We start from the raw sequence: 25,850 nt of genomic DNA on the forward strand, positions 1-25,850 counted from the left end.
TGAACGTGACCTGACATGGGAGGATCGGGGGTATGGAAAACACCCCCGAGGTCCTGCGTTATGCGGCCTTTTCCTCGACGCCGGACGGCGGCAATCCTGCCGGGCTGGTCCTGGATGCCCGCCACCTGGATGAAGCCGGGATGCTGGCGGTGGCGGCCGCCGTCGGGTATGCCGAATCGGCCTTTGTGACGGACAAGGGCGTCGACGGCGACCCGCGTCGGAGCCGGGTTCGGTACTTCTCGCCGATCGCCGAGGTGCCATTCTGTGGCCATGCGACGATTGCGTTGGCCGTGGCACTGAGCATTCGCGACGGGGCTGGATCATTCACCTTCGACACCCCTGTCGGTCCGGTCGTCATAGAGACAGCGGGCGAAGGAGCCGACATCACCGCATCGTTTACCGCCGTTGAGCCACAGGTGGCCGAATTCGACGACGCCGTCCTGGCTGAACTCCTCGGGTTGCTCGGCGTCGGGGTGGGCGATCTCAATCCGGCCTATCCGCCGCGGATCTCGTATTCGGGCAACTGGCATCCGGTGCTGGTCTTCGCCGACCGTACCCTTTTCGATTCCTTTGGCTTCGATCCGGAGGCAATGCGCCGCCTCATGGACGAACAGGGCTGGGCCGCAACGGTGACGATCCTGCACCGCATTGCCGACGGCGACTTCGAAGCCCGGAATCTGTTCCCGGTGGGCGCTATCACGGAGGACCCCGCAACTGGGGCCGCCGCGGCTGCGGTCGGCGCCTACCTGCGCATCCTGGGCTTGGTCGAGCCTCCGTCGAGAGTCCTGATCCACCAGGGACGGCACGTCGGCCGGCCGGGCTTGCTCACAGTGGACATTCCCGCTGCCGGCGGAGCAGTCGTCAGCGGCGGTGCCGTCCGGATCCCGAGCAAGGAAAAAACGCTGTGACCGGAGGGACAAGGCTAAGCGGACCGAACTGGCGGCGAGTGGTGGCAGCCCTTGCCAACAAGGACGCGCGGACCGCCTACGCACAAATCGTGCTGGGCGCCAGGCTCCCCGAAGTGGCTGCTGGGCTGAATGCCCGACGGCGAGACAGGGCCATCGCCGCCCTGCTGGAGTCCGGGCTCGTCGAACGGAATGCTGCCAGCGAACTGGAGGCGTCCGAGGCGATCTTCAGCGACCTGCTCACGCAGCAACCCCGACGACAGGCGCAGACCGGGGTGGCTCGCTTCATGCGACTGGGCAGGATCGAGCGGTATCCGGCCAACACGACGGAGCGGCGGGAGCTCCTCGCCTGGATTGTCAGCGAAGCCATCGAGCCCGGCGAGCACTTAACGGAAAAGCAGGTAAATGAACGGCTCCTCAGTTATTCCGATGACGTCGCATTGCTGCGCCGTTACTTGATCGACTTCGGACTGTTGGAACGGACGCCCTCCGGCTCCTCCTACTCACGGCACGACGAAACATAGGGTTGGAAGCGACGCCCGGCCCCGCCGGCCGTGCCCACCAACAACATCCCGATGTCCGTGGATCATCGATCCTTCTCCACCTCCACCGGAGGCGGCAGTGGACTGGACCCTGGCGCTCGTTTTGCGGGTGAGAAGCATCTCAAATAATTACGGCCCCCGTGGAGAACCAGCCGCAGGCAGGTAACGTTATCTATTCGTAACATTCCCTGACTGAAATGCGTTGTGAATATGCCTGCAGACTCCACTATCGAAGACAAGCCCAAACAGCTCCTCGGACTCAGTGGCGCCCAGACTATTGGATCGGCTCTGGCCGCGGTGACCTCTGCGTTGGTGGGGTCCTTTCTCGGCGTTGCCGGGACGCTAATCGGCGCCGCGCTCGGCTCGATCGTTGCCACGGTCGGCGCCGCGCTCTATGCCCGAACACTCAGTTCGGCGGCCACCGTAGCCTTGAAGAAGATCCCCCAACGACGCACGGGCGGACTTCCCGCTGACGACGGCGACATGCTCCCCGCCAGCGCGCCGGCCCAGAGCGACGAACCTCGAGCCAAACGTGGGAGGAGCAAGTTCACCCCCAGGACCTGGATCAGGGTCGGGGTGGTCAGTGCTGCCGCATTCGTTGTCGCGATGGTCGGTGTGACCGCTGTCGAATTCGGAACCAATCAGCCCATCTCCAGCCTTGTCTCGTCGACGTCGAGCATCGACGGCGGTGCGACCGGGCACACAACGACGCTGGGCAAAGCATTGACCGGCAATCCGACGGTCCCCGCCGAAACAGACGAATCGGCGGAGAACCTGGAGGAAGTGCCTGGGCAAGTCGAGGAAGACGCCAACGAAGAAGGCGGCCTGACAACGGACGGCAGCCCCAGCCTCGGGGACAGCGGCTCGGCCGGAACTGAAGACCCGGGAGCCGACGAATCAAGCGACACCATGCCGGGAGACCTCGCCCCAGAAACTGAACAGACTCCGGAGCCGGAGGTGCCCTCGGATTCGGGACCGGCCGAGCAGACCGCACCGTGACGGCGAAGATACCGACGCCGGCCCGATAGGAAGCCCGTCTTACTGGGCACTGCTCGAAAGGCGCTACCGAGCTCGACAGTATGACCCCAGAGGAAATCCGGGTTTACGAGAACAGCATGGTGCTCAAGCACCGGCTCTCACCTCAACACCGGGCGGCCGCCTCCCGGTCGATATAGGCTAGACGGGACGCCGGCCCCGCCCGGGCCAGCCCGCCGGCCTCTCGGCCGGCCGGAAACGGACGGAAGGCATCATCGCCATGAACGAACCTGACTGGGTCCAACACGCCATCTGGTGGCACGTGTATCCCCTCGGCTTCGTCGGCGCTGAGAAGACCGGAACTACGGAACCCGCCGCTGAACACCGCTTGCTGGACCTCGTCCCGTGGCTCGACTACGCGGTAAAACTCGGGGTATCGGGGCTCGCCCTTGGCCCCATCTTCGAATCGGAGACGCACGGCTACGACACCACGGACTACTTTCGGATCGATCCCCGGCTCGGATCCGAGCAGGACTTCGACACCCTGGTGGCGGAGGCACACCGCCGCGGGTTGCGCATACTCCTCGACGGCGTCTTCAACCACACCGGGCGTTCCTTCGCGCCGTTCCAGGAGGTCCTTGCCCGCGGGCAGGCGGCGGACACCGCCTCCTGGTTCTCGCTGGAGTGGCCCAACGGTGCCGCGGCCGGCGTCGAACCGACGTACCGCGACTTCGAGGGCCACCACCACCTCGTCGCGCTCAACCATGAGGAGCCGGCGGTCGCCGACTTCGTGGTGGACGTCATGGAGCACTGGCTGCGCCGTGGTGCGGACGGTTGGCGACTCGACGCCGCCTACGCCGTGCCGTCGTCGTTCTGGGCCCAGGCCACAGCACGCGTCCGGTCATCCCATCCGGCCGCGTACTTTGTGGGCGAATACATCCACGGCGACTACGCAGCGGAGGTTCGGTCCGGCGGACTCGATTCCGCCACGCAATACGAGCTCTGGAAGGCTGTCTGGAGTTCCCTCAACGACGCGAACTTCTACGAACTCGCAGCCGCCTTCGAACGACACAACGCACTCCTGGCCTCCTACGTACCGCTCACCTTCATCGGTAACCACGACGTCACGCGCATCGCCAGCAAGCTCACCGATGCAGCGCTCGTGCCGCACGCCGTCGTCGTCCTGCTCACAGTCGGCGGAACGCCGTCCATCTACTACGGCGACGAGCAGGGCTACCGGGGCGTCAAGGAGGACAGGGCAGGGGGCGACGACGACGTCAGGCCGCATTTCCCGTCCGCCCCCGACCAGCTCTCGGCGCTGGGAGGACCCATCTTCGCCGTGCACCAGGAGCTCATCGGGGTGCGGAGACGGAACCCGTGGCTGCACCGAGCAACCACGGAAGTCCTCCAGCTCGCCAACGAGGTGCTTGTGTACCGCGTCGCGCTCGACGGTGATGCACTCGTGGTCGCTCTGAATCTCTCGCATGACACCCAGCGGATCAGCTCGGCAGGCGCCGCCTCAGTGCTCGCCGGTCAGGCGGCACTGGATGTCGGTGCGAAAGCTGTCATGGTCCCGCCGCGAGGGTGGGCCGTCCTCGGCTAAGACGGTGACGAGGACAGACACACTCGATTACCGAATCCCATTTGGGTTCGCTCATCAGCGCGATTGGAAGAATGTCGACGTCGGGTCCCGGGCGAAAAGGCTCGCCCGGATGCACGGGGGTGTTTCTCCTTTTGTTGATCGCCGAGGACTACGTTGTGGTTGTGATTCCGATCTATTGGGACCATTCTGCAAAGTTGGACCATTTCCTCGATTGACAGTGACTTTAGGCACCAAATAGTCCCCTGGGCTGTTACGTTGTTCCCAGCTGGGGGGCATTGGGTACTCCCTGCACTCTCGAGGGGAACTCACATGAGCACTGAATATCCACGCCTCGGCTACCCGGCCATTGCTGCGGAACCTGAGGACGCCAGGCGCTCCCGTAAGGGACGGACAAGCATCGGAGTCGGGCTACTTGTAGTGGGCGCCCTTGCCGCGTTTGGCATGGTCTGGTTGTACATGCAGTACGGCTCTCTCATCGATACCCTCAGCGAGAGCGAGAGGGTCGAAGTCGTCACATTCGACGCCCTGAATATCCTCTTCATTCTCGGCCTGCTCGGAGTCGGGATTTGGAACATCGCAGCACGACGCAGCAAATCCCTGGCTCCCCCTATTGCGGCGCTGGCCCTGTCCGGCATCGGCCTTGCACTTGCCGTCACCAACCTCCTGGACACCTTGAATACGGAGGGAATGAGGCCAAACTATTTCGCGTTATTTCTCTACCTAGGCATCCTCGTGCAGACAGTCAGGCTCTTACGGGGGCGTTGATCAGCTTCAAGCCAATTTTCAGGTCCTTCGCCAGGGACGGGCCGACCCCAGCGGTCGCTCAGGAGTCTGCGGTCTATGTCGTCCTCATCCAGCCACTCGGCAGTGATCGGAACGTCTTGGGCCGGCGCCACATTCCAGCTCGGCGCAGTCGGGCTGCCCTCGCTCCCATTCCTTCCCGGTGGCCGTTAGCAGCGCCGCCGGAGGCTTGCCGGGGGAAGGCTCGGCAGGCGTGGGTAGGCCAACTTCTGTGAACCGTGACCATTTAGGTTAGGAAATGAACACGTAGCGTGGAATCTCACACGGAGTTTCGGAGACGCGTGAAGCCCCAGAGTGGCTACTCTGGGGCTTCAGCGGGGAAAGTTCCTCCGGTCGGTAGAGGAGGAGGAAAGATGTAGATGTACAGGCTACTTGGTCCTGAGGACCGTTCCCCTGTCCACTAATTTCACGGTGGCCTTGGCCTAGTCCCACCCCGTGGACAGGCAAGATGGTCCTTTTCTCCACGCGCAGGAAAGACCCGAAGGTCAGTCCAGGCGGGGCTCGCGGGAAGTCTCCACTTGCCGCCGCCAGTTCGGTGCAGCGCGCAGCAAGGTTGCCGAGCAGACTTCGGCGCCTCAAAACCCGCTTGTTACTGGGCGATGTCCAAGATCAACGGCATGTGGTCGCTATGCGCCAACCAGTCTTCGGAATTTCCTACTCGAAGATCGGCCGGGATGCCGTCGCTCAGGAATGCGAAGTCAATGTGATGCCCGAAGCGGAGGTTCCGGGTGTGAAAGTACGTTTTCGTCGGCTCCGCCCCTTGCTCGTTCACCGCGTCGCGGTGGTAGACGCTGCTGAGCCCAAGCCCAGAAAGCTTTTCGACCAGCATGCTGTGGTTCCTGCCCGGATGCGTCCTGTCCCAGACTGTGTTGCTGTTGAAGTCCCCCATGAGCAAGGCGTTGCCGCCGGTAAGGAATCCGGCGTGGCGGTCGACTATCTGATGGGTGACGCGAACATACCTTAGATCGCGATTCAACTGATGCGCCCAAAGGGCAATGACATTTAGGCCGTCGATCGAAAAGGGAAGATGCCAGGGCAAATTGGGATCCGCGTGTTCTGAAATTTTGTAGCGCGCGTTGGCGAATCCAATAACTCCGAGACCTTTGTTCAGGTTGCTGCCGGTCCATGCGGCGAAGGGTTGCTCAGCCGCGGAAATGTCCTTCTTGGCGACCTCTTGGAGTACGACGACGTCGGGCTGCAGCGCCTCGATCAGGTGCCGTTTCTTGTAGTACGCCATAGAGCAGTTCCACGAGACGATTCGCACTGGGTTCCTTTTTTGTGCTCGGCGAAGGTGCTGATGGCATCTTACCGGCGCCCCTTACCCCCGCGGCGACTCAGGGGTAAGGGGCGACGCCACGACAGCCGCGCGATGCCACAGGAGGCTCGTCGGGTCCGCCACTGCAGTCCCGCTGACGCCGCGACACAGGCTGATAACCACAGCGGGTGGCCGCGCGCAGGTGGGTGGTAGTTCCGCCCTCAGATCGAACGAAGTCGTTCTATCTGGCGGAGCTTATCGTCCTGCTTGACGTGAACACTGACAAGGACGCGACCGCCGTCTGACTTGTAGTGGATCCGTCCCATGTCCTCGCTGCCCGCTATACCGGTCGAAAGCTTAGAAACTTCCGCCAGCCGCGCATGCCTTCGAGGTCCTTCCCAACGAATTGTCCCATGTCGATCTGAACAAGTGACCGGAGCAGCAGGGGTGGATGCGCTGGGTGTCGACGAACATGTCTGGGCCACACCGGCCCGCCCGGCACCAGACACCGGGGACGTGGACCAAACCCGAGACGCGAACGGCGTTGCATCACGGGTGGACGCGAAGCTCACCGCCTGGGGGGATGCTGCGAGCGAGCTCGGGCTCTTTGAGCGACTTGACGCTGTCGAAGAAATAGATCCCGCACACATCGCCCGTCTCCGGGTCCCGGCCATACACCTTCTGAACAAGCCCTGGCACTTCCTGGAAGCGCGGGCGTCTCTCCAAGAGCCTTCTGTCGAACTCGCTCTGCTCGAGGTCGGACTTGATGCGTACGTAAAGGATGGCAGCCACGCTCGATCACCTCCGGGAACCGTAGCGGTTCTGTCAGTTTGTCGATAGGTTTTCGTACTCGGCACAGCCTCAAGTGGCACGTCCCTATCCGGCTCCTACCCGGCAAGCACCGCCCGGTAGAGAAAGCTAGCCACTGGCAAAACGGGCGAAACCGGCGTGAACGTCACGGACTATAACGGATCCGGTGCCGAGGAGCTGAGCCTTCGCTCGGAGTTGCGCCATCAAATCCTCGGTTGGGCGACCGAATACTTCGATTGTTCTTAGCTTGATGAGCGGTGCCACTGGCAGGAACTTGGGGCCCGCTACCATCATATGCAGCTCCAACGAAGCTACGTCAGGATGAAAATGGAGGACGCTCATGACGGATCCGTCCTCTGAGAAATAGACGCAGTATGAGATGATCCGCGGCTCGTTCTGCTCAACGAACGCGGCGAGCTCGGCCATGGCTGCCTTGAGCTCCTCTAGTTTGCCGGCGCGGACGTCGGAGGTATCAAGGTAAGCGATGGAATCACTCATGTCATCTCTCCGTTGACGGTCCCCCGCTGCCCCTAGGACCTGACTACTAGGCACAATTGTCCTCTCAATCCTGGACGAGAGTGCGGCGTTTTTGGAACTTCTTCCTGCCCCTTACTGTGCAAGACCCGCCGAGCTAATCCATTCGGAAGCAGACTAAGCCGATAGACCCGCCACCGAAAGCCGAAAATACTGCCGATTGCGGTTGAGGCAATTTCAGGAACTGAACGATTTCCCATGCCATTTGGGTATGCCGGGGGGCTTCCTTGGACCGTCCCGGTTTGGCAGACCCTGTGAGAGGCACCTTCCTGCTGCTGACGCGAAGCAGGGAACGCGTGGGGAACGGTCCACGCCTACGGTTAAAGGAGAGTTTCTGGAAGGAGGTGAGACCAATGGCAGACCACTATGCCTCGGGAACCTGGCAGGTGACCGAAGGCCGCGATCAGGAGTTCATAAACCGGTGGACGGAGTTCCTGCAGTGGTCCCGGGCGAACTACCCGTCGATCGTCGTGGCGAACCTCATTCGTGACCGACGTGTCCCCGGTCATTACGTTTCGTTCGCGGAATGGACCGATGAGGCGTCCCGGGACGCGTGGAAGCAGAACCCGGAGTTCGCGACCCACTTCGATGCCTGCGTTGCGCTGTGCGAGCACATGAGCGGTGCCGACTTCGACCGGGTGGCGACCGTATAACGCGTCGTCTGTACATCGGTTCCGAGTTCTCGCTGAGTCACGCCACGGTGGCCCGTGTGGCGGCCGGTTGGGTCGGCGATCAGGTCACCCGCCGCGCGGCAGCGAGCGTCCGTAGCGCGCCGAGTTGCTCGAACACAGTGGCAGCGTCGTCCAGCAGGTATCTATCCGCCGGGCCGCCCGCGCCGGTGGATGCGGCCTGCAGCCTGCAGCGGGCGGACCAGAACGGCTGATGGGCACTTTCGTAGAGGCGCGCCGCGGATAGGAATCGTTCGCGTGCCCCGACCGCGTCCGCGTCGGTCAGCGCCAGCGAACCGCGGGCGGACTCGGCCATGGCGGTCCAGGCCGAGCTTTGGAAGGATTGTGCAACCCGCTCGGCCGCCTGAGCGAACACGGCTGCTCCCGCCCTGTTGCCCAGCGCAGCGAACGCTTCGGCCGCCGTCGGATACAGCAGGGCGGTGCAGCTCGGACATTCGCCGTAGCGCGCCGCGGTCGCCGCCGCGGACCGGACTACGCGGACGGCCTCGGCCGGCTCGCCCTGCTCCAGCGCGTCCAACGCCGCGGTTGCATACAGCCGACCCCAGGCATGCCGGGCCAGGGGCGACACCACTGCGATCGCCATCCCGTGACGGAGGCACGCCGCCGCCGCCGTGCTGTCGCCTCGCATTACCGCGAGCTCGGCAAGCCGCTGCCAGGGCAGCGCGCCGGCGCGGGCGTCGAGCTCAGCGTACAGTTCCGTGCTGCGCTCCAGGCATCCGGCGGCTTCATCCCAGCGACCCCGCAGCAGCAGCGATTCCCCGAGCAGGCACCAGGCGAATGCCTGGGCGTGGCGCGCACCCCGGTCGATCGCCAGCGTAAGTGTGCCGCGGGCATAGTCTTCGACCGTCTCGCACAACCCGTCGCCGTACAGGTGGTATTCACCGATGCAGCAATGGAATTCGAAGATCCTTCCCAGCCGCGGATCGTCGTCGCCCGCATCTCCGAGCCGCCCGATCTCGGCCTGAAGACCGAGCCGCCAGGCTCCGCGGATATGGCAGATGATGGCGAGTGTTTCCTGCACCGCGGCGACGTCCTCGCCGGTTCCGTAGGCCTCGGCCGCCGCCAGGCTGGCTTCCGCTGCGGCTTGCGCCTCGGCGAAGCGACCCACGGCCCACAGCCAGTTCGCGCGCGCCTCCAGAACTCGGGCCTTCTCGGCATCGTCCTTCGTGCCCGCGAGCAGTCCCTCGGCCGCCCGTACGTGCCGCTCCGCAGCAGCAGCGTCCTGCGACATAAGGTAGGCCTGCGCGGCCTTGCGGTGAAGCCGCGCCGAGCGGAGATCAGTGCTGGAACCTTGCAGGCGCGCAATCGCCGCAGCGAACGCTTCGGCCGCGCCCTGAAAATCACCCGACACCAACCGCAGGCCACCGACCTGCTCCAAAAGCTCGCCAGCCAGCTCAGGCTCCGCCGGCCGGCCTGATCGGATCTGCTCGAACAACCGTTCCGTGGCAGGGTCGGGCTCGACGCCTAGTTCCAGGTTCAGAGCCGCACGCAGACGCTCGTGCTCCTGCAGCGCATCGTGTCGCCGGCCCGCCAGGGAATACACCCGCATCAAAGCGACGCCGGCCTCCTCGTGGAGGGGATCGGCTGCTATGACCCGGCGGAGCGCCGATACGGCGCCGTCGAAGTTCGCACGGGCCTCCAACAGTCGTGCCTGTTCGACCAACAACGCGAGAAAATCCGACCGGAGCGACGCTTCCTTCGTGATAGCCCAATCCTCGTAGCGGTCTTCCGGCAGCAGATCCCCGTCATACAGTTCTATGGCCGCCGAATACGCGGCCGGGTCGCCGGTCCGGCGCGCCGTCAAAACTGCAGTCTCGAACGCCTCAACATCAACCCACGTTGACTCGCGGTCCAGCCGCAGCTGCTCACCCGAGACGAGGTACCGGTCCAAGACCGACAGGCTCGGATCCAGGACCCGCCGCGCCTCGTGGACCACCTTGCGAAGCTGACCACCTGCCGCAGCCGGGTCCAACCCGGGCCACAAATAGTCCAGCACTTGATCCCGCTGCAACCGGTGACCGGGCGCCAACGCCAGAAGCTTGACCACAGCCTTCGACTTACGCAGACGCCACTCACTCTCCACGATGGACCGCCCACCCACCGACACCCGGAAGCCGCCCAGCAACCGGATTCGAACCACGCCATCGACGTCACCCGTCATTCATCTAGATTCCCACCGCAATGCTGTCAACGACAGTGCCCGGAACTGGCGAACCGAGCACGCGATTGGATTGCAAATGCCCGTTCATTTCACTGCCAGCAGCTCACCTCGCACCGCAGGGTGGGGCGCCTCGGAAAGACCCGCCTGACATTCGCCACAGGCAAGGCCATACCAACTTGAGCGCCCTGTTTGTTCTCGGGTCGACAGGCCCAGCAGGCTTACCGGATTGGGCTGTCTTCGGTGGTTTGCTCCGGGGCTTCCCGGGAGAAGGCACTACGGCGAACTACCAGTCCGCCGTGGCCGCCTTCGGCGGGACGATGACGGTAGCCGAGGCCGCCGCCGGAGTGCCCTAAAACTAGGCCACCGGACTACCAAATCTCATCTATTCGCTCACCCCGCGCATTGAAGTCAATTTCGTCGTCAGGTCCCGGCCGAAAAGGCTGGGCCCAGACGCATGCGAATGTTTTTCAAGGAACGACGAAGGCCCCGCACGTTGGATTCAACGCGCGGGGCCTTTTCGTTGACAGCCGAGGACCATGTTGTGGCAATCGGCAGGGATGGATCATCAACGACGACGAACAGGACTGTGAGATGTAGATCAATTTGGAAGATCTTCCAACAAGGAATCGCCGGGATCACGCCGAGGCACGTGCCTGCGAACCAGGTCATCGCGGCCAGTCCAATTGGAAGTTTGTGGCGCCGGTTCCGTAGTTTTGCCGAATCTGTCAGGTGCAGTTCCGACGCTTGAAACACCCTGCCCATGGTGCACAGATCTTCGCAACCACTGCATGTGCAGAGTTGGCGTGCACGGTGAACATACCGGGGCGCCCGGGCATTGCTCACGCAGCGCTGGGCCCCGGCTGCGCACTGCTAACTGTAGCTAGACAACTATTCTGATCTCCGCATTCGCATTTGGCTTGAACCATCAAATGTTGATGGCTGCGGTCTCGATTGTCAGAGAATCGGGACCCTCCCTGAGGTCTATGTTGTCCAGATGCTCGTAGAACGGTACACCGTCTGTGTAGCGGTCTATTTCTGTCCGTACCGCTGGACGGCACTCGATAATGATGTTCGGGGCCAATACTGGCATGTTGCCTAGTAATGTCCACGTGTTTGCCGGGCAGAATGTGTACCCTACGTAGCTCATTTTGCTACTCCAAATCGTTCTGGGCGTTGAGGACGGTCTCAAAATTCTCAAGCTGCTTGCGCAGGCTTTCGTGCCGGAAGCCGACCCATCGCCGCGTATATCACTGAAGCCAGATGAGGTTCGCTTTCGATGGGAAATTCTTTCGGGACGAGGTAGCTGAGGGCGGTCTCATCGCTAATTACGTGTCCGGCAATCAGGCCCAAAGGATGCTCGCGCAACAAAGCAGCGATCGTCTCCGGATTCGGGCATGGGTACTCTATGCGCTGCAATCGGGCGTGGCGCAGCGCCGCCGCCACGGCTCTCAAATCGGGGGCCAGAGCGAGGGCAATGTCCATGACTTCTATGTCGTCCGCTGTGAATTCGGCGCCCCGCGGACCTCCTGCCCAAGCCAGATATGAATCTGCTTCCCGCATGGACACACACTCCATTCATGTCACCCAGATCGAGCTCGGGTTTTCCAGAAACTTGGTGAATCCCAGAAGAGTAGCGGTTAGCCCGTTACTCCGCGACGGCCGCGGGGAAGAGTGCCTACATCCCCGGGACTCGGACGGCGGCCAACGCTCTGCCGCGCCGGGTGTATCTGTTCCTCATGTCGGGTTCAGGTGGCAGCGCAACGGTGTCGACATCAAGGGTGCGGGAGCAGCCACGTACAAGCTGACCGCGGCCGGCAGGGGCAAGTCCATCACCGTCATCTCATACTTCATCGTGGCCGGGACAACGATCACCGGGATGGAACTTTTCAGCGCACCGGTTACCGTCCGCTAGCTGAGACCACAGGGCCACTTGCTCAACAGGTTCCGAGCAGCTGGCCTTTGGCGTGTCCGGCGCCTGATAGCCCAAAAGTCCGGCTTCCCGTATGGCCTCGGCATTGAATACCCTGCCGACTCCAGGCGGGGACTTGTCCATGGGGGAAAATTGCAAAGAAAAATCATCCGTCTCGGCGCCGCCGGGGCACTCACCGCACTGGACGTTTCAGCCGTCGTGATTACGTCTCAGGCGTCTGCTGATCGGGCGTCCCTTGGCGTGACGACTTGTTGCTTCCCCGGCGACGGTTCCAGTAAGGGGCATACAATAAGCGCAGGACAAACCACCATGCGTAGAAGATTTCAGCAGTGTTATGGGAGGCGTCATCGAACAGGCCGTGGGCAGCTAGGTTACGGATATTTGGACCTATTGGTCCACAAAACAGTGCCCTAAGCTCATAGGCCAGATTCACTCCTAGGACATCTATCGCTTCATCCATCTGCATGAGAGCCGTTAGGCCAATTTCGTTTTCCACTCCAGTCGCGTCGATTGTACTGGTGCTAACACCGGCTTCGCGTAGCGCGTGGCGAATGAAGTGCTCGACCTGAGGGGTGAGGACATACACGGCGCTCGAAAAATCGCCGGTATATCCATGCATCAGTCCCCGTGCAACGGTCGCCACACGATCTCGAGGAACTATGGACGATCCGAGGGCAATGTTTTGAAAGTCCCCAATGGAAAGCGCGTGCTCATTGGACAGCTGATGGTATGCGGGCGCCAGCGCACCCTGAACAAGAAGCCTGATGCTGATTTCGAAATTTTGCACCATCTGGGTCCATACGCGCGTTTCAATCCCGTATGTTCTGCCGGTACTGTCAGTTCGGTGCACAACTCTGCCGTCGCGCGAATAGTGAACGCTGGGGAAAAGGCTGCTCAAGGGGTGGTCCCTAAGTAGCTGCTCAGCAAAGGCCAAGTCCTCTCGGAATGACCTGATGCCAGCCAATGACACGAACTCAAACATGGCCGTGACTGCGTCTTTTCCGGCTACTCGGTCCACCGAATCACGTGCGGCATCCCGCAGATCAACGGATTCGGTGGCAATTGTCTCCATCTCGGAGAGGCCGAGCAATCCGCAAGCCCGCGCTAAACTCGCGAGCTCATCTCCCAAGGCTTCGATGTCGAACGCTTGCCTCTGGGCTCGCGACAGTTGCCGGTATGTCTGCAGCGCCGACTCATAGAAGCTTGCTGCAGCCAAATTGCTTGAGTTATCTGCTGCTCTTTGTGATTCTGCTTCCCGAATCCAACTGTCAACTTGCTCTCGGACCATGGAAGCAGCATTTTGCGTATTTCGAGCTCGGGAGTACCAATCCTGCGCAAGACGTAAATATCGGCGCCTAAGGTTCTCCTGGCCAGGCAGGGCAGAAGCCACTGCTTCGAATTTTTGAGCGATGGTGGGGGCGAAGTCGACACCCAAGCGGTGGGTCAGCAACATTTCTCCGAGTTGCAACAGCTGGACACCCTCAGTCGCTTGTAACAGCTGCTCCCGGAGCCTTGACTCAATGGTGGCGAGCTGGTTACGACTCGCGCCTCCCAGTCTCTTGGAAAGATCTACAGCGCGACTCCAGGCTGCCCGTCCGTCGGCTGACCAATGAGACTTTTCGAGCGACCACATCTGGTAAGACTCAATGGCAGCCGCAGCAAACGTTGCACGCTCACGACGCTCCCCTAGGACCCAAAGCAGGTCCGCGGCACGGGCACGCACTCGATAGTCGTCGATGTGCTTCACGACATGCCGAAGGAAAGTGACCTCCTCCACAACAAAATCTTCCACGGCCATGGTTCGCCCTTGGGGCGTTGCAATCAGCACGCCGAAGGGGTTCGGTGAAGGATCGTTCGAAAGTCGGAGTGAACAGATCCGTGCAAGAAAGGCGAGGACAGAACTGGCCTCAGGATCAGATTCCGCGATTGTCTGCGCGGCCTGTGAAAAAGCCGACCACAACTGCGCATAGGATCGATCGGTCGTATCGGCTACCGTGTCCTCCCAGCGTGAGCGGAAGAGACCTGCAGCGGTCAGAGGTAAGGCAGAATTTTGCATTAATGTAGTATCTCAATCCTGGCGCTGATTCAGCGCAACCTTGAACCGACGGGCCCGCATCCGCGGCTCAATCGAACGTCCGCCGGGCCTCGTAGGAGCCCCCCGCTGGTGAACGACAGAGCATAGCGATCGTGTGAGTGGATGCTTGTGGTCAACGGGGGCCTCCTTTCGGGAATTGGGCAGTGGGTCAGGATATGTGGGCTGACATGCACTAACGTCGAGGCATTTTGAAGGGACAGCCAATCAGTCGGGAACGAGTGCCGATGCATCGGCGCCACCACCGCGGACCCAGTCGTCGATCTCGCTGGCTTGGAATTTCCAAAGGCGCCCGATCTTATGCGCGGGCATGCCTTTGTCGGCGATCCAGGAATAGACAGTGTCCTTCGTGATGCCGAGATGAACAGCGATGTCGTCAGCAGAGAGCCAAGGCTCGGGCATGTCGGTCCTCTCAGTACTTTTGCGGCCGCAGGGACACGCGACCCTGATAATACCTGAGAGTCCCCTTTTGACCCGGTTTGACCCGTCGTGGCGGGGTGACACCTATCCTCAAAGAGGTGTAAGGCTTATTGTGGTCCATTTCGGAACGCGATCAGAGGGTGAGCCGTGTGCCAGACGCTTAGGTGGGCGAACTGATGCTCCGCTCCGGGCCGGCCTACGCTCACCCCGTTGTACGCGAAGCGGCCGATGGTGGCGTGTATCTGGCAGGCGCATGAGACCACGCTGGTCCGTGACTGGATGCATGTCGGGCGACAGGAGACAGTACCTGTCCACGGCCTATAGAGCAGTTGCAACGTCGCGCGCGCTCTCTCCGATGGTGTGCTGGATAGGATGGCGTTCCTCCTAGCGGAGGGAGTCGACGAACTGTTTCCAGTGCCATGAGAATAGTGTGACGTTCACATCATGCGAACTGCATGTGGCGTGGGAAATCATCTGGGTGATGAAAGTTCACGAAGCGGGCCCTGCACGATTTGTGTAGATCGGCAGGCTACCTGGTCCCGAGGACCATTCCCCTCCCCTGCGCTCACGCGGCGGCATGAGCCCGGCCGCATCGTCCCGTGGTCAAGCTAGTTGGTCCTTTTTGCATCGGACTCGAGGCGGAGTTCGGCTACCAGGTCGTCGAACGGCATGCGCCGGTCACTGGCCAGACGGCGGCTGGCTTCCTCTTCCAGCCGGATCTCGCCGGGCTGCGCCTCGGTGTTCGTCTCGTTGGTCCCGATCGAGGTTAAGGGCCATCGTGCGTAAGTGTCCTTCTGTGAGTTCTTGGTCGTTCTCACTGACCTTCGCACGATGGCTTTTCACATCGCCGGAGCGACACATCAAGCCCGGGAATCCACACCACTGCCAGGGACGCTACCTGCAATTTTGTTGGCCAGGCGGTTCGGCTGGCACTCACGTGTCCTCGGCAGATTTCGGGAACCGCCGTCGAAGATCGTCCAGACGTGTCTGTGTTTCTTCTGCCTCGACGGAGAGTTCTAGGTCGCGAAGGTAAGTTCCGAGACGATCGAGAAGATGTATGAGGTGTTGCATGTGGTCATCTGGGTCTAGCTCAGCAGGCAACTGGAGATGGCCAACAGCTCGGGTAATTGCCTGCACGGCCTCATTACGACGGTCGAGTGCGCTTAACGATTCTCCGAGGAGACCAAGCGCGTGTGCGAGCGAGACTTGGAGTTCGTTGTCGCTGGGGTCGCCGTCAACTAGTGCCTGCCAAACGTTGGCTGACTGTTCGGCGGCGATAGCGGCTTCGGAATGCTCCAGTAGCTGGTTGTGGGCGTAGGCAAGCATGAAAAAAACAACCGCCATGCTCCTGCGTTGGTCCCTGGCTCCACTCGACATGGTGCGATAGATCGCGATGGTGTCCATTAGAGGTTGAATGGAATCTTGCCATCGGCCTGCGGCGAAAAGAGCCTTCCACAATTCTTGAAGGGCAACGCCGAGCGTTCTCATTGAATCGTGGTCATCGGGAGTCTCAGCAAGTGACGCCTGGCAGGATTGCACTCTTTGTGTCAAAGACACGACGGCTTCGTCCGTATCGCCCTTCTGGAGGAGGGCCTGCCCGAGAAGTGAAGTAGCTGCGCTTGAGAATATCCGTGCTTCATCTTCCAGTCCTTCGAGGCCTTCAAGGACTTCGAGGGCTCTTCGCGCGTGCCTCACCGCAGCATCCGGTTGGCCAGTCCCCGCGTGAGAGGAAGCCACCCAATAGAGTGATTGCCCGTACTCCAACCGTCTCTTGTGGTCTGCGGGAGACATCTGGCACAGCAATTCCGCGATGTTCGCCCGACTCGCGAAGTGCGTGGCAGCCACCTGAAAGCGGCCAGCCCTTAACGAGGCAAATCCGGCTTGGAAGTAGGCGTTGGAGAGTTCGATGGGATCTTCCCCGGGGGACGCGTCAGCCTTGGCTCGAGTGAGTTCGAGGCGTCCTTCTGCCAAGCCGGCTGCATCCTCCCACCGCTCGTGCTTCATTGCCGATTGAGCCAGCCTGACGAGCAAGAACGGGAGGTCGTCCTTAATCAATGCGCGAATCTTCGAGTCAACCTCCCGATCGTCGCGATCGGGGTTCTGATTTGAGCGGGCGGAGTATCTCGACGCTGAAGAATCGACGTTGGCTTGTGCCTCTCTGACTCGCCCCTGGTGCAACTGAACGCTGGCAAGGAGAAGAGGATCGCATCCCGTTCGTTCGAACCACTTTTCAGCTTCCCGCCACTCGCCCAACTGGGAGCACACGTACGCCAACCTTGTGTGGATACGCTTGAGTCGGACCAAGCGGCCAGATTCCGTCTTTTCGTTGAGGCGGGCTGCCTGAAGCAAATAACTCTTCGCCTCGGTGAGTCGTCCTGCTATTGCCAGCTGCTGCCCAAGCTTTGCGAGCGTTGATGCCTCCTCATCCACATCACGATCTTCAACTGCGCCGGCGGGCGGTCGGCTCTCCCAGAGTGATAGAGCGCTATCGAGCGCCGCCCGGGATTCGTTATCGTCCGATAGGTTCTGATAAATCTCGGCCAGTGCCAACCTGTCCGAAATCGGGGCGTCGCTCGTCGACTTTCGTGCGGCCCATCGTTTTAGCAGTTTTGCAGCCTTTCTACGACGTTCTAGAGACAGTTCGGGCTGATCCATTTCTGCCTCGATGTCTGCCAGGGAGACGAGGTATTCTGCCCGCAAATTGTCGTTGAGATCCGGGAGTGCCGCAAGGTCGCGGTATATCGAGGAAGCGGCATTCAGAATCTTGTGCGCTTCTGAGTGTCGTCCCAGTTCTCGTTGAGCGCATCCAATGTTCGCTAAGCGCTCCGCCAGGTCAGCACGCCCGACAGCACCGCCACGGACTAGGTGCGGTTCCAGTAGTTCCAGTTCCCACAGATCCCGCTTGATACTTGTTTGGTCCGTCGATGGCGCGGAGAACCCCACAAGCGCGGTTGCCGTGCTTCGCGTCAAAGCGTTCAGCTTGGGTAACGCCGCGATGGGTCCTACGGCCGCACGAATATTCTGGTGCTGTGCGTTGGCGGGATTCGACGTGAGCTCACGCAGCCACTGCTCGGCCAGAACGGCGCCAGCTAGGGCGAGTTCCTCGGGGGCTGAGGCCTCACGGATGGCGCGAGCTGCCAATTGATGAATCGCGAGGCGGCCAACCTGCCAGCTTCCTGTGAGCTGGATGATTCCGTAGTCAACGAGGCGTTTGACCCCAGGATGCATTCTCGTCCTGGTTGCCGGCAGATCTGCCTCACCTGCAATCCACTCGCAGACACTATCCCGCTGCCAGAGCCACGTGGGGTGTCCATCTGGATCCTGCAGGGCCGCGACCATTGCTGTCCGTTCCACCACACCGTTCGGCATGCCTCGAGCAGCTTTGTCTAATGCGACATTCCACGTGGCGCCTATAAGCGTTGGATAGCCTCCAGCATCAGAATAATCGGCCGCTTCATCCATTCGCGGGGACTCATGGAACTCTTTGACCCAGTCAGAGACAGTCATCCTGTTGGCGGCAATTGTGGAAGCCGCAATGGACAGCGCCAACGGGTGGTGCCTCACTGTGTCGGACAACCCGGCCCTGTCATGCGCGGACGTCTCGGGCAGGCGGGTATTGAGAAATTCTTCAGCCTCGCCCGGAGAGAACAGCTCCGCTTCGACCTGATGGCCAGAGCCGCTGAGCAGATGGGAGGCGCTCGATGTTGTGATGAGAACCCGTCCCCTCGGATTCGTCCCGGGTGGGACCAATTTGCGCTCGATTAGTTCTACGGCGTTCGCGTCGTCGAAGACGATCAGCCAGCGCATGTCGGCCGTTCTCAGATGATCGAGTAATCCGCGCGCAAGCTGGTCTTCGCGATCGCGGGCGTTTGCTACTACGGAGTTTTTGGGGCCACCATCAAGTCGTTCCGCTGCCCGTGCCAATTCTTGGGTTACGGCCACGGCATCGGCGGACTCCACCCAAATCAGCAGGTTGTGACGCTCGTCGTCTAAACTCCTGAGCGCTTCCTGCATGATCTTGCGAGCCGCGTAGGTTTTCCCCAAACCAGGCCCGCCACGCAACCACACACGCCGATCGCCGCTGTCGCCCCAATGGCGGTCAATCTCGTTGTCGAATGCACGAGGCTGATAGCGGTCCCCCACCTCCGCAAAGTTCCCAACAAGTATCTGATCGGTTGGCGATCCTTTTGATTGTTGCGGTAACGCGTCAGCTGGTACTTGGACCGCAGAGATGGGGAGGCCGGCGTCATCCACCTGGTCAGCAGTTGTCGATGCCCAAACAATCCTTCTGGTTCCTGACGTGGGGTCGTTCAGCATTTTCGCTTCCCCAACCGCTGGCGCTGACTTCGTATGGGAGCCGAGGAACCACTGGGCGGCTAGTACGGCGAGCCTAGCCGTCTGCCTGCGGAAAGTGGCGCCAGCAGATTTTCCTTGAACCCCTTTTTGGTTTCCACGATCGGTCCAATGCATCGTCGCAAAGTCCTTGTGGGCGCCGGGGACTGGAATGTCGGCCCAGACTTGCTTCCCATCCTTGAGGATTGGTCCTGGATGCAACGGCAGCGAAGGACGCTGGTCATTGTGTTCCAGATTCCAGGCCACCTGAGCCAGGAGAAGGACCTCACGCTGGCTCAGGGCGCGGTTCTTATTGAGAACGCTACGCACCGTTCCGTCATCAGCCAGACTCACGAAAGCCTCATAAAGCGAGTTCCTCAGCGATTCGGTGTTGGCGGAATCGACAAAGCTGTCGACAAATTGTCGCGCTGCGAAGGGCAATTCGGGGCGCTCGAACGCATTGGGATCGAGGTGTTGACTGTCCGTCAGGCCGTATCGTTCGACCAAACTATGCAGATAGGCGGCGAGAACCACCACAGGCTCCGCTGTGTTCGGAGAGTCTCCCAAAATGAATTCGATTGCCTGTGTGAGTGTGCCGTTAACACCAATCTCCGCGTTTCCCATGACTGGATTTTCTCACCTGTCGCACTTCATCTGCGCCAAGGCATCGCTAGGCATACGGGCGGTTGATGCCTAGCGGTGCCTCGTTCGATCGTGGAACCAGCGTCAACTGACGCATCTGGAACGGAAGGAACGCTGGACATGAACACAACCACTGCGGTGCTACTTATCGGGGCGGCTATTCTCGCTGCTTTTTCTCTTTGGATATTCACTTACCTGAGAATCCAACGGTCATCCCGGCCCCGATTTGCCGTACCGCCTGTTTACACGAATCATGCAAGGGAGCGGATGCTCGAACGCCAGGTGCAGCAGCGCCACATAGAAGAGGTTCTTGCCAAGCCCAGTCGACAGATCCCGGATCGGGATAATGAGAGCGTGCGGCTCGAGCGCCAGATTGATGGACGGATCCTGAAGGTCTGGGTAGTGGCAGAACCCTGGACAACCGCGAATGCGGCGACAGTTAAGTCGACGGCGTGGGCTGACGTAGTGCAGACGTTTCAGATCCCTGATGGTCAAACTGGAATCGTCATCGGGGTTGGGGGCTCTAGCATTCGCCAGATCGAGGCCGCGTCGAACTCTCGGATAAGTATCGGCAGGACTGGGATGGTGACAGTTTCGGCCAGCTGTGCTGCGTCCGTTGAGAAGGCCAAACAGATGATCTTCAGAGTCATCGATCGCGCCCATGGCGCGGGCTCCAGCGGCTATCGAGCAGCCTGAAGTGCTCGTGCGTAATCCTACGAAAAACGTAAGGAGGTGATCATGATGACCAGCAAGAATTCCAATGGCGCAGCTAAAGCGGGAGCCGTACCCCGCACGGTTTCTCCGGCGCGCCTCCAGCAGAAGACTGGCTCAGCCAACGCGTTCGGCAGCTACGAAAAGGTGAAGCATTCCAACAACACCTTCAGCATGCGTACAACGAAGAAGTGACTCGGAAGTAGGAAAGCGCCTCGTCCGGATAGCCACTAATGGCGGCCCCGGACGGGGCGCCATTCATAGGAAAGAAGATGCGTCCCCTCTAGATGAGATCAAGCCAATCCGGCACGAAAGCAGGCCTACATGAAGGAATTAGCGGCTGCCGTAGTGGAGGCCACGGACATCGTGAGGCTATGCGATGTAAAGGTTGAAATTGATTGGTACGTTGATTCGTGGGTCCGGTATGCGACAAGTCGAGTCGCGGACATCGATAACATCGTGAAGCCGACACTGGATGCTGTGTCAGGTGTAAACGGAATCATCGCGGATGACGGCCAAGTTCAGGCGGTTGACGTTCCGTGGATAGACAAACTTGGCATCAAACAGGACTTCCGTCTTCGTGTGGACCCACTCTCCAAAGCCGACATTGCATACCAGCGGCAGAGCCTTCGAATCGCTGAGTTCGGCCCCTCCCTGTGCTTTCCCGTCCCAGGTGATTTCACCGCTACACAAGTGTCACTTTGGCTCGGCAGCGTAAAGCACCTCGTAGATGCACGACAGCAAGCCATCGACCGCGGTGCTTCAGAGTACGAGCTTCAGAGGATGTCCCCCATACAAAGATTTTTTCCTAGTTCCTGGCTCAAACTAAACGGGTTCGCTCCAATTCCGTGGGAGCAGATGATAGAAGCCGATCCCCCGGACGGGACGGCCTAGGCCGCTATAGAACACCTACCGCAATACTTCTGCGTGAGCCCTGCAGCACTTGGATGTAAAAATCCGCTTTGGAAGGGCTGCCACGCTCCTGGCTGGCCGTGCAGTGGCTTATGCGCCACCCGGGCCAGCCGACGGATTAAGCGATCAGCACGGGCTCACGTGTCCTGGCCACGCAGACGCCATCCTTAACTATGTAGCACTCGACATAGTGGTTACCGGCGTACAGCGTCCGTGAGCCGAATGGGAGATTTCGCTGGTGGACTTGGGCCGGAGCCCGTGCCAACGCCGTCCTCGTCTCGGGGTTGCTTGACATGGCACCTGAGTTGCTGGACGAATCGCGGGCCTACAACAACTGGCAAATCGGATTGCGCGGCGACACCACCACTCCGGGTTTGGCTGAAGCCATGCGCGAGATCCGGAGTGTGCTTCAAGACGAGCCGCAAAGGCTCCTGCCACAGGTTGATGAGCGTGCTCTCAGGACACTGAAGTTTGCAGAACTCTTGCCCGCTTCATTGGCCGTGAGCACCTTCGCGGAGCGAAACAGCGACCATGAGGGTGCTTCGGTGGTCGCCGCAAGATCCATCGCGTCCGTCTGATTCGAGACCCGGAGAGTGTCAGCGCTGGTCGACGCCCTCCGGCACTAATAGGCTCGCCGTATGCCACGAGCAATCACCAACGACGGTACTGGACGTTTCCTGGTCACGACGGCTACAGGGAGCCAGTACGTCGTCAATCTAGACGACCGAACCATCTCGCGGAAAACGCCGGCGACCGCGCTGTTAGTGGATTTCTTGGATGCTGGGTTCTCGAAGCTTCCTCGCGATGGCGAAGCAATGGAACTCCTGATGCTTGAGTCATGTTAGGTCGGATCTTCGGCGGTCTTCTGGATCCAGGCGCGCGACGACCACATTCCCACCTTCCGTAGGACATCGCCCGTTGCCTGCATCGAACCGCTCGATTAGCGTGCACAATGCCTGCATTCCTAAAAACTCCGCTGAACCTAACTCCCTGCACGGACGACATCAAGCCATGGGCTGCTGAGAGCTCACAAAGCGGGCCCTGCACGATATACCGTGCAGGGCCCGCTTTGGTGGTAGCTACTTGGAAGACTCCCAACTAAACCGTCTACTTCATCCAAATAGTGACACTCTCTCAACGAGGTCGACCACGCTAAGGACCAAAAGACCGATTAGTTTGTCCAAGGATCTTTTAGCTCGTCCAAAGGACCAAGTTGCCTGTCCATCTACAATTTGCCGTGCAGGGCCGCTTTAGTGGCATCTACTTGGAAGACTTCCAACTCGGCGATGCGTTTCTTCCAAATAGGGTGCCATTCTTCCAATTAGGTCGACATCTCACAAGGACCTAGAAGTCCCAGTCGTCATCCTCAGTGTTGACAGCCTTGCCAATCACGTACGACGAACCCGACCCCGAGAAGAAGTCGTGGTTCTCGTCAGCGTTCGGCGACAGGGCCGAGAGGATGGCCGGGTTCACGTCGGTGACGGAGGCCGGGAACATGGCCTCGTAGCCCAGGTTCATCAGTGCCTTGTTGGCGTTGTAGTGCAGGAACTTCTTGACGTCCTCGGCCAGGCCGACGGAGTCGTAGAGGTCGTGCGTGTACTGGACTTCGTTTTCGTACAGCTCGAAGAGCAGCTCGAAGGTGTAGTCCTTGATTTCCTGCTTGCGCTCCTCGGACAGGCCTTCGAGGCCCTTCTGGAACTTGTAGCCGATGTAGTAGCCGTGGACGGCCTCGTCGCGGATGATCAGGCGGATCAGGTCGGCCGTGTTGGTCAGCTTGGCCCGTGAGGACCAGTACATCGGCAGGTAGAAGCCCGAGTAGAAGAGGAAGCTCTCCAGCAGTGTGGACGCCACCTTGCGCTTCAGGGGATCGTCGCCCTGGTAGTAGTCCATGACGATCTGGGCCTTCTTCTGCAGGTTCACGTTCTCAGTGGACCAGCGGAAAGCCTCGTCGATCTCCTTGGTGGAGGCCAGCGTTGAGAAGATGGAGGAGTAGCTCTTCGCGTGCACGGACTCCATGAAGGCGATGTTCGTGTAGACAGCCTCTTCGTGCGGGGTGATCGCGTCCGGAATCAGCGAGACGGCGCCGACGGTGCCCTGGATGGTGTCCAGCAGGGTCAGGCCCGTGAACACACGCATGGTGAGCTGCTGCTCGTCCGGGGTCAGCGTCGCCCACGACTGCACGTCGTTGGACAGCGGGATCTTCTCCGGCAGCCAGAAGTTGTTGACCAGGCGGTTCCAGACGTCCACGTCCTTGTCGTCCTGGATGCGGTTCCAGTTAATGGCTTCAACGTGGCTAAGCAGCTTGACCTTCTCGGTCATGTCATCCCCTAAAAGTTGGGTTGGTTCTTTAGTTAAAGCGTACGACGGCGGGCGGGCGCCCGCCGTCGTACTGAAACAAAATCAACCGATGTCGGTTACAGCATGCAGCTGACGCAACCGTCCACCTCAGTCCCTTCCAGCGCGAGCTGGCGGAGACGGATGTAGTAGATGGTCTTGATGCCCTTCTTCCAGGCGTAGATCTGGGCCTTGTTGATGTCGCGCGTGGTGGCGGTGTCCTTGAAGAACAGCGTCAGGGACAGGCCCTGGTCCACGTGCTGCGTGGCGGCTGCGTAGGTGTCGATGACCTTCTCGTAGCCGATCTCGTACGCGTCCTGGTAGTACTCCAGGTTGTCGTTCGTCAGGTACGGCGCCGGGTAGTACACGCGGCCCAGCTTGCCTTCCTTGCGGATCTCGATCTTGGACGCCACCGGGTGGATCGAGGAGGTGGAGTTGTTGATGTAGCTGATCGAGCCCGTCGGCGGGACGGCCTGCAGGTTCTGGTTGTAGATGCCGTGCTCCATGACGGAAGCCTTCAGCTCGCGCCAGTCATCCTGGGTGGGGATGTGGATGTTCTGGAACAGCTCGGCGACCTTGGCGGTCTGCGGGACCCATTCGCGGTCCGTGTACTTGTCGAAGAACTCGCCCGAGGCGTACTTGGACTTCTCGAAGCCGCCGAAGGTCTGGCCGGTCTGGATGGCCAGCCGGTTGGAGGCGCGGACCGCGTGGTACACCACCGAGTAGAAGTAGATGTTGGTGAAGTCCAGGCCCTCTTCGGAGCCGTAGTGGACCCGCTCGCGGGCCAGGTAGCCGTGCAGGTTCATCTGGCCGAGGCCGATGGCGTGGCTCTGGTCGTTGCCGCGGGCGATCGAAGGCACCGAGGTGATGTTGGACATGTCCGAGACGGCCGAGAGCGAGCGGATGGCCGTCTCGATGGTCAGGCCGAAGTCCGGCGAGTCCATGGTCTTGGCGATGTTCAGCGAGCCCAGGTTGCAGGAGATGTCCTTGCCGGTCTGGTCGTAGGACAGGTCATCGTGGTACGTCGTGGGCTGGGAGACCTGGAGGATCTCGGAGCACAGGTTGGACATGATGATCTTGCCGTCGATCGGGTTTTCCCGGTTCACGGTGTCCTCGAACATGATGTACGGGTAGCCGGATTCGAACTGGATCTCGGCGAGGGTCTGGAAGAACTCGCGTGCCTTGATCTTGGTCTTCTTGATCCGGGAATCGTCCACCATCTCGTAGTACTTCTCGGTGACCGAGACGTCGGAGAACGGCATACCGTAGACGCGTTCGACGTCGTACGGCGAGAACAGGTACATGTCCTCGTCCTTCTTGGCCAGCTCGAACGTGATGTCCGGGATGACGACGCCGAGCGAGAGGGTCTTGATGCGGATCTTCTCGTCCGCGTTCTCGCGCTTGGTGTCCAGGAAGCGGTAGATGTCCGGGTGGTGCGCGTGCAGGTACACCGCGCCGGCACCCTGGCGGGCACCGAGCTGGTTGGCGTAGGAGAAGCTGTCCTCCAGGAGCTTCATCACGGGGATGACGCCGGAGGACTGGTTCTCGATCTGCTTGATCGGCGCGCCGACCTCGCGGATGTTGGTCAGCGCGAAGGCCACGCCGCCGCCCCGCTTGGACAGCTGCAGGGCGGAGTTGATGGAACGGCCGATCGACTCCATGTTGTCTTCGATGCGGAGCAGGAAGCAGGAGACCAGCTCGCCGCGCTGGCGCTTGCCGGCGTTGAGGAAGGTCGGGGTGGCCGGCTGGAAGCGGCCCTCGATGATCTCGTCGACCATCTGCAGCGCGAGCTGCTCGTCGCCGCGGGCCAGGTGCAGGGCCACCATGCAGACGCGGTCCTCGTAACGCTCCAGGAAGCGCTTTCCGTCGAACGTCTTCAGCGTGTAGGAGGTGTAGAACTTGAACGCGCCGAGGAAGGTCTCGAAGCGGAACTTCTTCTTGTACGCGCGGTTGTAGAGCTCGCGGATGAAGTTCATCGTGTACTGGTCGAGGGTCTCGCGCTCGTAGTACTCGTTCTTCACGAGGTAGTCGAGCTTTTCCTCAAGGTCGTGGAAGAACACGGTGTTGTTGTTGACGTGCTGCAGGAAATACTGGTGCGCCGCCTCGCGGTCCGCCTCGAACTGGATCTCCCCGTTCGGGCCGTAGAGGTTCAGCATGGCGTTGAGCTCGTGGTAGCCCAGGCCCTGGAAGGCAGCCGGCATG

The 25,850-nt window shown here is 60.7% G+C and carries 23 protein-coding genes; 11 read left to right on the forward strand and 12 right to left on the reverse strand.

The genetic code is table 11. From position 1 onward, the window contains the following. Positions 1 to 32: 32 nt before the first annotated feature. From AC06G6_RS11325 to AC06G6_RS11345, 5 genes are all read left to right on the forward strand, one after another. On the forward strand, positions 33 to 908 hold the full coding sequence (locus AC06G6_RS11325) for a PhzF family phenazine biosynthesis protein (RefSeq protein WP_479822070.1): 876 nt from the start codon (positions 33 to 35) through the stop codon (positions 906 to 908). 41 nt (positions 909 to 949) lie between these two features. Continuing rightward, positions 950 to 1,429, forward strand: a complete 480-nt coding sequence (locus AC06G6_RS11330; RefSeq protein WP_479822072.1) for a DUF2087 domain-containing protein — start codon at positions 950 to 952, stop codon at positions 1,427 to 1,429. A gap of 222 nt (positions 1,430 to 1,651) precedes the next feature. Then, positions 1,652 to 2,446 carry a hypothetical protein gene (locus AC06G6_RS11335; RefSeq protein ID WP_479822074.1) on the forward strand — a complete coding sequence of 265 codons (795 nt, stop codon included), beginning with the start codon at positions 1,652 to 1,654 and terminating at the stop codon, positions 2,444 to 2,446. 256 nt (positions 2,447 to 2,702) lie between these two features. Beyond that, complete coding sequence (locus AC06G6_RS11340; protein WP_479822078.1) at positions 2,703 to 4,025, forward strand: alpha-amylase family glycosyl hydrolase; 1,323 nt, start codon at positions 2,703 to 2,705, stop codon at positions 4,023 to 4,025. A 309-nt stretch (positions 4,026 to 4,334) separates the two neighbouring features. Next, a complete protein-coding gene (locus AC06G6_RS11345) occupies positions 4,335 to 4,790 on the forward strand; it encodes a hypothetical protein (RefSeq protein ID WP_479822081.1) in 456 nt (151 codons plus the stop codon). A gap of 625 nt (positions 4,791 to 5,415) precedes the next feature. Here AC06G6_RS11345 and AC06G6_RS11350 read toward each other — a convergent pair. The 3 genes from AC06G6_RS11350 to AC06G6_RS11360 form a co-directional block, all read right to left on the reverse strand. Further along, the gene (locus AC06G6_RS11350) at positions 5,416 to 6,063 is read right to left on the reverse strand and encodes an endonuclease/exonuclease/phosphatase family protein (RefSeq protein WP_479822083.1); all 648 of its coding nucleotides are present in this window, start codon (positions 6,061 to 6,063) and stop codon (positions 5,416 to 5,418) included. A gap of 567 nt (positions 6,064 to 6,630) precedes the next feature. Then, a complete protein-coding gene (locus tag AC06G6_RS11355; RefSeq protein ID WP_479822085.1) occupies positions 6,631 to 6,873 on the reverse strand; it encodes a hypothetical protein in 243 nt (80 codons plus the stop codon). A 126-nt stretch (positions 6,874 to 6,999) separates the two neighbouring features. Then, positions 7,000 to 7,389, reverse strand: coding sequence for a hypothetical protein (locus AC06G6_RS11360; protein WP_479822087.1), 390 nt, complete (start codon positions 7,387 to 7,389; stop codon positions 7,000 to 7,002). Between the two features lie 389 nt (positions 7,390 to 7,778). Between AC06G6_RS11360 and AC06G6_RS11365 the strand changes: the two genes are divergently transcribed. Beyond that, the gene (locus tag AC06G6_RS11365) at positions 7,779 to 8,078 is read left to right on the forward strand and encodes an antibiotic biosynthesis monooxygenase family protein (RefSeq protein ID WP_307462801.1); all 300 of its coding nucleotides are present in this window, start codon (positions 7,779 to 7,781) and stop codon (positions 8,076 to 8,078) included. Between the two features lie 79 nt (positions 8,079 to 8,157). On the opposite strand, the gene AC06G6_RS11370 is transcribed toward AC06G6_RS11365, so the two are convergent. Both AC06G6_RS11370 and AC06G6_RS11375 read right to left on the reverse strand, forming a co-directional pair. After that, a complete protein-coding gene (locus AC06G6_RS11370) occupies positions 8,158 to 10,275 on the reverse strand; it encodes an AfsR/SARP family transcriptional regulator (RefSeq protein ID WP_479822093.1) in 2,118 nt (705 codons plus the stop codon). Positions 10,276 to 11,469: 1,194 nt separating this feature from the next. Further along, positions 11,470 to 11,757, reverse strand: coding sequence for a hypothetical protein (locus AC06G6_RS11375; RefSeq protein ID WP_479822098.1), 288 nt, complete (start codon positions 11,755 to 11,757; stop codon positions 11,470 to 11,472). A gap of 76 nt (positions 11,758 to 11,833) precedes the next feature. Between AC06G6_RS11375 and AC06G6_RS11380 the strand changes: the two genes are divergently transcribed. After that, the gene (locus AC06G6_RS11380; RefSeq protein WP_479822102.1) at positions 11,834 to 12,187 is read left to right on the forward strand and encodes a hypothetical protein; all 354 of its coding nucleotides are present in this window, start codon (positions 11,834 to 11,836) and stop codon (positions 12,185 to 12,187) included. Between the two features lie 220 nt (positions 12,188 to 12,407). Here AC06G6_RS11380 and AC06G6_RS11385 read toward each other — a convergent pair whose 3' ends face one another. The 4 genes from AC06G6_RS11385 to AC06G6_RS11400 form a co-directional block, all read right to left on the reverse strand. After that, positions 12,408 to 14,261, reverse strand: a complete 1,854-nt coding sequence (locus AC06G6_RS11385; RefSeq protein ID WP_479822104.1) for a DUF4209 domain-containing protein — start codon at positions 14,259 to 14,261, stop codon at positions 12,408 to 12,410. Between the two features lie 243 nt (positions 14,262 to 14,504). After that, positions 14,505 to 14,699: a helix-turn-helix domain-containing protein gene (locus AC06G6_RS11390; RefSeq protein WP_479822106.1), complete on the reverse strand. Its 195-nt coding sequence runs from the start codon at positions 14,697 to 14,699 to the stop codon at positions 14,505 to 14,507. A gap of 626 nt (positions 14,700 to 15,325) precedes the next feature. Next, on the reverse strand, positions 15,326 to 15,535 hold the full coding sequence (locus AC06G6_RS11395; RefSeq protein WP_443195777.1) for a hypothetical protein: 210 nt from the start codon (positions 15,533 to 15,535) through the stop codon (positions 15,326 to 15,328). 115 nt (positions 15,536 to 15,650) lie between these two features. After that, positions 15,651 to 19,673 carry an NB-ARC domain-containing protein gene (locus tag AC06G6_RS11400; RefSeq protein WP_479822109.1) on the reverse strand — a complete coding sequence of 1,341 codons (4,023 nt, stop codon included), beginning with the start codon at positions 19,671 to 19,673 and terminating at the stop codon, positions 15,651 to 15,653. A 138-nt stretch (positions 19,674 to 19,811) separates the two neighbouring features. Between AC06G6_RS11400 and AC06G6_RS11405 the strand changes: the two genes are divergently transcribed. From AC06G6_RS11405 to AC06G6_RS11415, 3 genes are all read left to right on the forward strand, one after another. After that, entirely contained in the window at positions 19,812 to 20,387 is a 576-nt protein-coding gene (locus AC06G6_RS11405) for a KH domain-containing protein (RefSeq protein WP_479822111.1), read from the forward strand. A 42-nt stretch (positions 20,388 to 20,429) separates the two neighbouring features. Then, entirely contained in the window at positions 20,430 to 20,597 is a 168-nt protein-coding gene (locus AC06G6_RS11410) for a hypothetical protein (protein ID WP_479822113.1), read from the forward strand. Between the two features lie 129 nt (positions 20,598 to 20,726). After that, on the forward strand, positions 20,727 to 21,296 hold the full coding sequence (locus AC06G6_RS11415) for a RusA family crossover junction endodeoxyribonuclease (RefSeq protein WP_479822115.1): 570 nt from the start codon (positions 20,727 to 20,729) through the stop codon (positions 21,294 to 21,296). A gap of 136 nt (positions 21,297 to 21,432) precedes the next feature. Here AC06G6_RS11415 and AC06G6_RS11420 read toward each other — a convergent pair whose 3' ends face one another. Then, positions 21,433 to 21,609: a nucleotide-binding domain-containing protein gene (locus AC06G6_RS11420; protein WP_479822117.1), complete on the reverse strand. Its 177-nt coding sequence runs from the start codon at positions 21,607 to 21,609 to the stop codon at positions 21,433 to 21,435. Here AC06G6_RS11420 and AC06G6_RS11425 point away from each other — a divergent pair. Beyond that, positions 21,608 to 21,892, forward strand: coding sequence for a hypothetical protein (locus AC06G6_RS11425; protein WP_479822119.1), 285 nt, complete (start codon positions 21,608 to 21,610; stop codon positions 21,890 to 21,892). The two genes, AC06G6_RS11420 and AC06G6_RS11425, sit on opposite strands and share 2 nt — an antisense overlap. A gap of 766 nt (positions 21,893 to 22,658) precedes the next feature. Here AC06G6_RS11425 and nrdF read toward each other — a convergent pair. Together nrdF and nrdE are read right to left on the reverse strand one after the other, a co-directional pair. Continuing rightward, positions 22,659 to 23,633 carry a class 1b ribonucleoside-diphosphate reductase subunit beta gene (gene nrdF, locus AC06G6_RS11430; protein ID WP_024368367.1) on the reverse strand — a complete coding sequence of 325 codons (975 nt, stop codon included), beginning with the start codon at positions 23,631 to 23,633 and terminating at the stop codon, positions 22,659 to 22,661. Between the two features lie 95 nt (positions 23,634 to 23,728). Continuing rightward, positions 23,729 to 25,849: a class 1b ribonucleoside-diphosphate reductase subunit alpha gene (nrdE, locus tag AC06G6_RS11435; RefSeq protein WP_307462838.1), complete on the reverse strand. Its 2,121-nt coding sequence runs from the start codon at positions 25,847 to 25,849 to the stop codon at positions 23,729 to 23,731. Position 25,850: the final 1 nt, after the last annotated feature.

The sequence above is a fragment of the Arthrobacter sp. CJL-S3 genome (genome assembly GCF_056711635.1).

Coding starts and splice junctions, on each gene's coding strand:
- AC06G6_RS11325 (WP_479822070.1), top strand. CDS start 33: ATGGAAAACACCCCCGAGGTCCTGCGTTATGCGGCCTTTTCCTCGACG.
- AC06G6_RS11340 (WP_479822078.1), top strand. CDS start 2,703: ATGAACGAACCTGACTGGGTCCAACACGCCATCTGGTGGCACGTGTAT.
- AC06G6_RS11345 (WP_479822081.1), top strand. CDS start 4,335: ATGAGCACTGAATATCCACGCCTCGGCTACCCGGCCATTGCTGCGGAA.
- AC06G6_RS11350 (WP_479822083.1), bottom strand. CDS start 6,063: ATGGCGTACTACAAGAAACGGCACCTGATCGAGGCGCTGCAGCCCGAC.
- AC06G6_RS11360 (WP_479822087.1), bottom strand. CDS start 7,389: ATGAGTGATTCCATCGCTTACCTTGATACCTCCGACGTCCGCGCCGGC.
- AC06G6_RS11365 (WP_307462801.1), top strand. CDS start 7,779: ATGGCAGACCACTATGCCTCGGGAACCTGGCAGGTGACCGAAGGCCGC.
- AC06G6_RS11370 (WP_479822093.1), bottom strand. CDS start 10,275: ATGACGGGTGACGTCGATGGCGTGGTTCGAATCCGGTTGCTGGGCGGC.
- AC06G6_RS11375 (WP_479822098.1), bottom strand. CDS start 11,757: ATGGACATTGCCCTCGCTCTGGCCCCCGATTTGAGAGCCGTGGCGGCG.
- AC06G6_RS11380 (WP_479822102.1), top strand. CDS start 11,834: ATGGACACACACTCCATTCATGTCACCCAGATCGAGCTCGGGTTTTCC.
- AC06G6_RS11385 (WP_479822104.1), bottom strand. CDS start 14,261: ATGCAAAATTCTGCCTTACCTCTGACCGCTGCAGGTCTCTTCCGCTCA.
- AC06G6_RS11390 (WP_479822106.1), bottom strand. CDS start 14,699: ATGCCCGAGCCTTGGCTCTCTGCTGACGACATCGCTGTTCATCTCGGC.
- AC06G6_RS11400 (WP_479822109.1), bottom strand. CDS start 19,673: ATGGGAAACGCGGAGATTGGTGTTAACGGCACACTCACACAGGCAATC.
- AC06G6_RS11405 (WP_479822111.1), top strand. CDS start 19,812: ATGAACACAACCACTGCGGTGCTACTTATCGGGGCGGCTATTCTCGCT.
- AC06G6_RS11410 (WP_479822113.1), top strand. CDS start 20,430: ATGATGACCAGCAAGAATTCCAATGGCGCAGCTAAAGCGGGAGCCGTA.
- AC06G6_RS11415 (WP_479822115.1), top strand. CDS start 20,727: ATGAAGGAATTAGCGGCTGCCGTAGTGGAGGCCACGGACATCGTGAGG.
- AC06G6_RS11425 (WP_479822119.1), top strand. CDS start 21,608: ATGGCACCTGAGTTGCTGGACGAATCGCGGGCCTACAACAACTGGCAA.
- AC06G6_RS11420 (WP_479822117.1), bottom strand. CDS start 21,609: ATGTCAAGCAACCCCGAGACGAGGACGGCGTTGGCACGGGCTCCGGCC.
- nrdF (WP_024368367.1), bottom strand. CDS start 23,633: ATGACCGAGAAGGTCAAGCTGCTTAGCCACGTTGAAGCCATTAACTGG.
- nrdE (WP_307462838.1), bottom strand. CDS start 25,849: ATGCCGGCTGCCTTCCAGGGCCTGGGCTACCACGAGCTCAACGCCATG.